The sequence below is a fragment of the Kiritimatiellia bacterium genome, from assembly GCA_026417735.1.
Lineage (GTDB): Bacteria > Verrucomicrobiota > Kiritimatiellia > PWTM01 > PWTM01 > CAACVY01.
Genome location: JAOACR010000001.1, coordinates 36,526 through 42,973, shown reverse-complemented (window position 1 = coordinate 42,973; position 6,448 = coordinate 36,526). Strand labels below are relative to the sequence as shown.

1 protein-coding gene is annotated in these 6,448 nt (G+C 64.3%); it reads left to right on the top strand.

Annotated elements, in window-relative coordinates; genetic code table 11:
* Positions 1 to 44 precede the first annotated feature (44 nt).
* Entirely contained in the window at positions 45 to 6,371 is a 6,327-nt protein-coding gene (locus N2652_00160; protein ID MCX7817625.1) for a PEP-CTERM sorting domain-containing protein, read from the top strand.
* The last annotated feature ends 77 nt before the right edge of the window (positions 6,372 to 6,448 follow it).

Sequence of the window (6,448 nt, the reverse complement as noted above, 5' to 3'; positions counted from 1 at the left end):
GCGGAGTGCAACTGCGTGGTCTCAACGATTCAACGAGCGCGTGGTTGACCTTCGATACGGGTGACGGTCGCCGGGCGTTGCTTTCGCACGGCTCGGGCGACCTTCACATGCCGAGCGTCCCCGGCTGGCACTACAACATCGGCAACAGCGCCGACTTCATCAATACCGGGATTCGCGTTGCCGATCCGCAGGGCCTGTACATTGACATGTGGCAGGACATGCGCCTGCATGGGGGCACGACGAACTCCCGCGCGCTCGACGGCATGGGCAATGACGTGGTGAAGGCGGAGGCCGGTGCGCTGTACATTCAGCGAATCGTCACCAACGTGAACAACTTCTATGTCCGCAGCGGCCGCGTGATCAACGAGCTGGAAGGGCTGTGGCTCATGCGCCCGACGATCACCAACATCGTGGTGGGCGTTGCGCCGGGCGTACTCGACCGCGGCGAATGGCACCCGATCCAGACTCAGACGAATGTGGGCGAGGGAGGCAGTCTCGACCGAACCGCGGTCCCCTACTGGCAGATCTCCGGCGACAACCGTACCAACGAAGCCGCGTTGTTCCTCCACGGGTACAACGTTACGCTGAATAAAGGCTCATTCCGAACGTTTTCGCGGCCGCTGGACACCCTCGCGTTCCGCGCAAATTGGACCAACCATCTCGCCGTGTTCACCGGCACTTGGACGCTCAATGGCGACGCGAGTGAAGTGTGGATTTGGAACGAAACGCAGGGTACCTTACTCACCAACAACGTGCGCCAACAGGTCTGGGCTGGACCGCTGACGGGGCCGGGTGGCTTCACGAAGCTTGGTTCGGGGGAGATGCTCCTCCTGGCGACGAACGATTTCCAGGGACCGATCAACATCGTCCGCGAGTTCGATCTTGGCCGCGGTCGCTACGGTGCGGTGGCGCTCCGTCTGAACGGCCAGTTGACCGACGCCGAGGGTGTCCGTTTTCTGCGGATTGGCAGCCTGTATCTGGACAACCAGGACGTCAATCTCGGCAACCGCCTGCCGGACGACTTCTATGTCCTCAACCGCGGATGGGGGCGCCTGGAGATGCGCGGCAACGCGAGCGCGCCCAGTAGCGAAACGATTGGTGGTGTCACGAATTTTCTCGGCACATTGTTTCTTGTGTTCGATTTGAACGACTCCGCAAATCAGCCCATGACGCTGAACGCGGCGAACCTCGTTCGTCAGCCCGGCTCGATCGTGCAATTGCACGTGAAGGATGTGCGGGAGGGGGCGCTGGCGACCAATGCGGGGCCGGGGGTGGTGAGCGTGAATCTTGCGGATGCCGGCGCCTCGCTCTTGCAGGTGGGCTCGGGCGGCGGTGTCGGGGCGGTGAACCGGTCGCTCGTGGTGGGCGTGTTTGGGGGCGATGCGAGCGACATTGCATTTCATGACAATCCGGCGAACGATCCGGTGGCGCTTACGCCGACGCGCGCCGACCAGTTCACGACGATGGACGGCAACCGTCTGCGGACGCTACGGCACGATGAGATGGTCCACCTCGGCGGACGTGCGACGAATTTCCTGGTCATCTCGCAGGCCGACGCGCCGACCGACGCGAACGTGAACCTTGCCTGGCGGGCGACCCGGGTGCTGTTGGACACCTCCACCAACGGGGTCCTCGGTTCGCTGAACATGATTAAGAATCGGATTGTGGGCGACGTCACGTGGAACTCGCTGCGCCTTGGCATTGCGACGAACGAGGGCGGGACGGTCTGGGCGGGCAATTCCGTGCTGCTGGATCATGGTGCGAAGCTGACGCTCGAGTCGGGCATGTTGCTGGCTGGCCGGGACACCCGCAGCGCGAGCGGCGATGATGCCGCGGGAACGGACAGCTGGTTCTGGCGTGGCACGATTGATCTCGACGGCACGAACAACAACCGGGAAGCGATCGTCCAGGTCGCCAGTGGTCACGGGCTTTACATCGCGAGTGTGATTGAGGCGCGGAACGGACTGACGAAAGGTGGCGAGAACCCGCTGGTGTTGTACAAGGCCAACGCGATCAGCGGCACGGTGAACATCGCGCGAGGCTTGCTGTACGCTCGGCATCCGGCGGCGTTGGGCGGCGCGACGCAGGTCGTCGTGAGCGCCGGCGGACAGTTGTACCTGAACTTTGGCGGATCGTTCAACGCCGCGGAGCTGCGGATCCCCCCGATGCCATATGGGCATCCCGCGCTGGTCGGCGAGACCCAGCACAACCAGTGGAATGGCCGGATTGTGATTGCGAACGTTGATGAGGTGGGCACGATTATCCAAGACCCTCAGATCCTCGCGGGCAACGCTTCCCAGAACGCCGCGCTGACGATCGCCGGCGACATTGCCGCGGTCGCGACGAACGCGAATCCCGACATTTGGCTCTTCGATCCGATTCGACTGACCTTCAGCGGCTCGAGCGGCATTCTCAACCTGAAAGGCTACATCGGCGACCGCTTCGTGGGCGGAGTTCCCCAGCCGCAAGATACGACGGGTGCGACCTTTGACCGGCTGGGCCCTGGCGATATTACGAACCGGATCTCGCACGAAAATGTTGCGCTCCGAGTCCGCTTTGATGGTCCTGCGCTTTCGAGTTTCGGTGACGAGTTTGCGATCAATGTTTACCGTCCGTTCCGCGTCACCGGCCGTGTGTATCACGAGCAGGGTGCGCTCCGGTTCCTCGGCGATCCGACTTTGGGCGAAGGGGTCTTCTGGGATCAGACCGCTTTGGAACGGTCGGACTTTGCGAATGGGATGAGCGGCTTCCAGCTCGGCGGGCCGGGCACTGACGCTGGCGGCAGTGCAACGCTATTGCTGACGCGGGACGGCCAGATCTTCAACGCTGAGCGGTGGACGGTGGCGACCGACGTGACCAACAACACCTTGATGATCGGGCTGGAGCACTTCGGCCCGCAGAACAAGACGGTGACAATCGGCAACTTCTGGAACGATGGTAGCCCCTCCACCCAGGACAACCGGATCACCTTCGACCGTACGTTCAACGTCTTCTCGCACAACGGATGGGATTCCGCGGCCGGCACCGCGAGCGTCGGCCGGGTGAACATCGTGCAGACGTTGCGCGGGAGTGCGGCGTCGCGCCTGGTGAAGGTCGGCAACGGCCAGGTCTGGTTGCAGGGGCCGAACGACAGTGCCTATAGCGAGGCGAACGACATTTTTGGATTTGTGCTGCTGGGTGGCGAGCTGGTGCTCGACCGGCGGCCGGAGGCCGGCGCGGCGACCACTCATCGCCGAACGCGCGACAGCGGTGCGCAGCTGGTGCTTGGGGGCGGCGATGTGACGCTCTTCGGGAGCGTCTCCAATAGCCTGTCGAGCGAGATCCTGAACAGCAACCTCTGGGTGATGTCCGGCGATTCGGTGATCCGCGTGCGGCCGGCCGGTCCCGGTCAGTCCAACGTGCTGCAGGTGGCAAACTTCCTCGGCGCCTCGCTGGTGCGGGATTGGGGCGGTACGGTGCACTTCAACTATGACTTCACCAGCGGCGGTGGCGGCGTCATCTTCTTCGGGACCAACGCGAACACGCGTGTGTCGTCGTGGGCGGTGTTCAGTTCGAACGACTTCCAGATGCTCTCGTGGGCGGCTACCGCGCCGGGCGGCACGAATCTGGTGCCCTACACCGGCTATTCGGTGGACGCGTACGGGTCGCCGAGCTACCACACCGATGTGCGCAACGGAAGCCCCGGGCTGCTGCCGTCGGACGTGGTCGGGTCGCTGCGGTTTGACACGAACCTGTTCACCACGCTGGATCTGGGCGGGAGCTCGCTGCGCATCGCGGACCGCGGCATTCTCGTGACGCGAGGCTCGAGCGACGGCTTCGGCGGACCGCAGGGTATTGGCAACGGCTTCCTTACCAGCAGCTCCGGCGAGGTGAACGAGCTGATCATTCACAACTATGCGCCGTACGGGTTCAACATTTCCGCGGCGATCACAGGTCCGGTGCACCTCACGCACTCCGGAATATCGACGACCTGGCTCTCCAGCGCGAATACGTTCTCGGGCCGCGTCTTCCTCAACGGTGGCGTGCTGGCGGTCAGCGCGCTTTCACAGTTGGGCGCGTCGACGGTGATTGGCACGAACGTGCTCGGGCTGCGCGGCGGTGTTCTGCAGGTGCTGTCCTCGATCAACTTCCTGACCAACGCGGTCGAGCTCGGCGGGGACGGCGGCACGATCTGGGTCGGGGCCGGTCAGGCGGCGCGTTTCGAGGGCAGCATCCGGTCGGAGACGAACATCTTCGGGACCACCGCGGTCCTGCAAAACAACGGTCATGGTGATCTGATCAAGACCGGCCCCGGCGCGCTGATCATCGGCAGCGGCCCCACCATCACCACGGTGGTCAACATGATCGAGGGGCTTGTGGACATTCGCAACGGATCCATCGTGGTGGATCGTGTGGCCATCTCGAACGAGCAGGTGTTTGGGTCGAGCCACTCGTACTATGACGGCATCGTCATTCGCAGCGGTGGTTCGCTGGTCATCAGCAACGCGCTCGGGCCGTACACCTCGACGACCGATTTCCGCGACTGGTTGACGCTCGAGCAGGGCGCGCGCATCGAGGTGTGGGATCGCGACACGACAACCTACCAGGGGTGGCGGTGGAACGCGCCGATCAACTTCCTCGGCGACGCGGTGTTCTTCGTAGACCGCGACGAGTTCAACCTCAACACCGATGCCGGATATCTCGAAGGCACAGGTGCGCTGGTGAAGGAGGGGAATGCGCGGCTCACCGTGCGCGGGTTCAGCCCCGATTTCACCGGCGCTGTACGGATTCAGGACGGGACATTCGAGTTTGCGACCCGGCATGTCGACCTGCTGCCGAACGCGTCCGAGTACGTGCTCGGGTTCCCCGCCAATACCAACCGCGGCACGGTGGCCTTCTATGTCCGGACAGATGCAGATGGCTTCGCCGGGGAGGCCGTGGTGAAGCAGAACATTCGGGTGGTGGGGGAGAGCGATGATACGCGGTTGGGGGTTTTCCGGCCGGACTACAACGACGTGGTGCGCTTCACGGGGCGGCTGGACCTGACCGGCTTCGACAATTTCGGCAATCTCCGGGAGCTGCGCCTGCATCGCCTGGAGGAAAACATCTCCGGGGGACGGGCGAGCGACGGGGGCGATACTTTTGAGGAGCGCAACTACGCGTGGTTGGAGGGACCGATCACCGGGATCAACAAGCGGATCCGGGTGTCGATCGAGCAGAGCTATTCCCCGGGCGGTCTGCCCAACACGCAGAACAATCCGACGAACCTGAAGGTCCGCATGGTCTGGACGCTGAGCGGGACGAACACCGGCTGGACCGGCACGCTGGAGCTCGGCAATCGGCAGGGCACGGACGTGGCGTGGGCGGGGCAGGACTCGGACAAGCAGGCCTATGTGCGGTTCGGGCGCAACGACGGCAATCCCACGCTCGCGATTTCCTCGAACGTGGTGGTGGTGATGCGCCATGATGCGAACCTGCAGGCGTTTGGGAGCCAGGTGACGATCGGTACGCTCTTCACCGACGGCAAGGCCGACAACCTGACCACCGACTACTTCGGCAGTGACCTGACGACGAACTCGTTCATTGAGAACGCGGGCACGCAGCCGGGTAGCTTCCGGATCGTGCAGCACACGAACGCGACGATCTCCGCGACGATCCGGGACGGCACGTACTGGTCGCCGTATGAGAAGGACCAGCCGGCCGCGCCGCTGAGCATTCTGAAGGACGGGCCGGCGACGATGACGCTACTGGCGAGCAATTCGTTCAGCGGGCTGGCGCGGGTGATGACCGGCGTGCTGGCGCTCTCTGGCACCGGCTCGATCCGCAACGCGCATACGATTCAGATTGACGCGGGCGCGACGCTGAACGTGACGCCGCGCACGGACGGCACGCTGTGGCTGGCCAGCGGGCAGACGTTGCAGGGGAACGGCACGCTGCAGGGCGGTCTGATCGCGGAAAGCGGCTCGATCGTGAAGCCCGGCACCAGCCCGGGCACGCTGACGATGACCGGGGACGTCACCTTCCAGAGCGGCTCGACGTTCGAGGTGGAGCTGCTCGGCACGCTCGCGGGCCAGTGGGACAAGATCCTGATGACGGGCGTGTACGAGCTGACGCTGAACAACGCGACGTTGTCGGTGCTGGCGCCCAACCCGCTCACGCTCGGCTTTGTGTTCCCGATCATCGAGAACTGGGGCACGATCGATTCGAGCGTCTTCAACGGGCTGCCCGACGGCACGACGTTCACCGCCGGCGCGAACCAGTTCCAGATCAACTACGGCACGCTGCCGGGCTACGCGGATGACGTGACGCTGACGGTGGTGCCGGAGCCGGCCACGCTCGGGCTGCTCGGGATGGTCGCTGCGGCGCTGCTGCTGCGACGTCGGCTGCGCTGAGGGCCTGAGGGGGAGACCCGCCGGCGCGAGGGCAAGCGCGGTCCGGCGGGTCTTCGCTTTCCGGATTGGACAGCCGC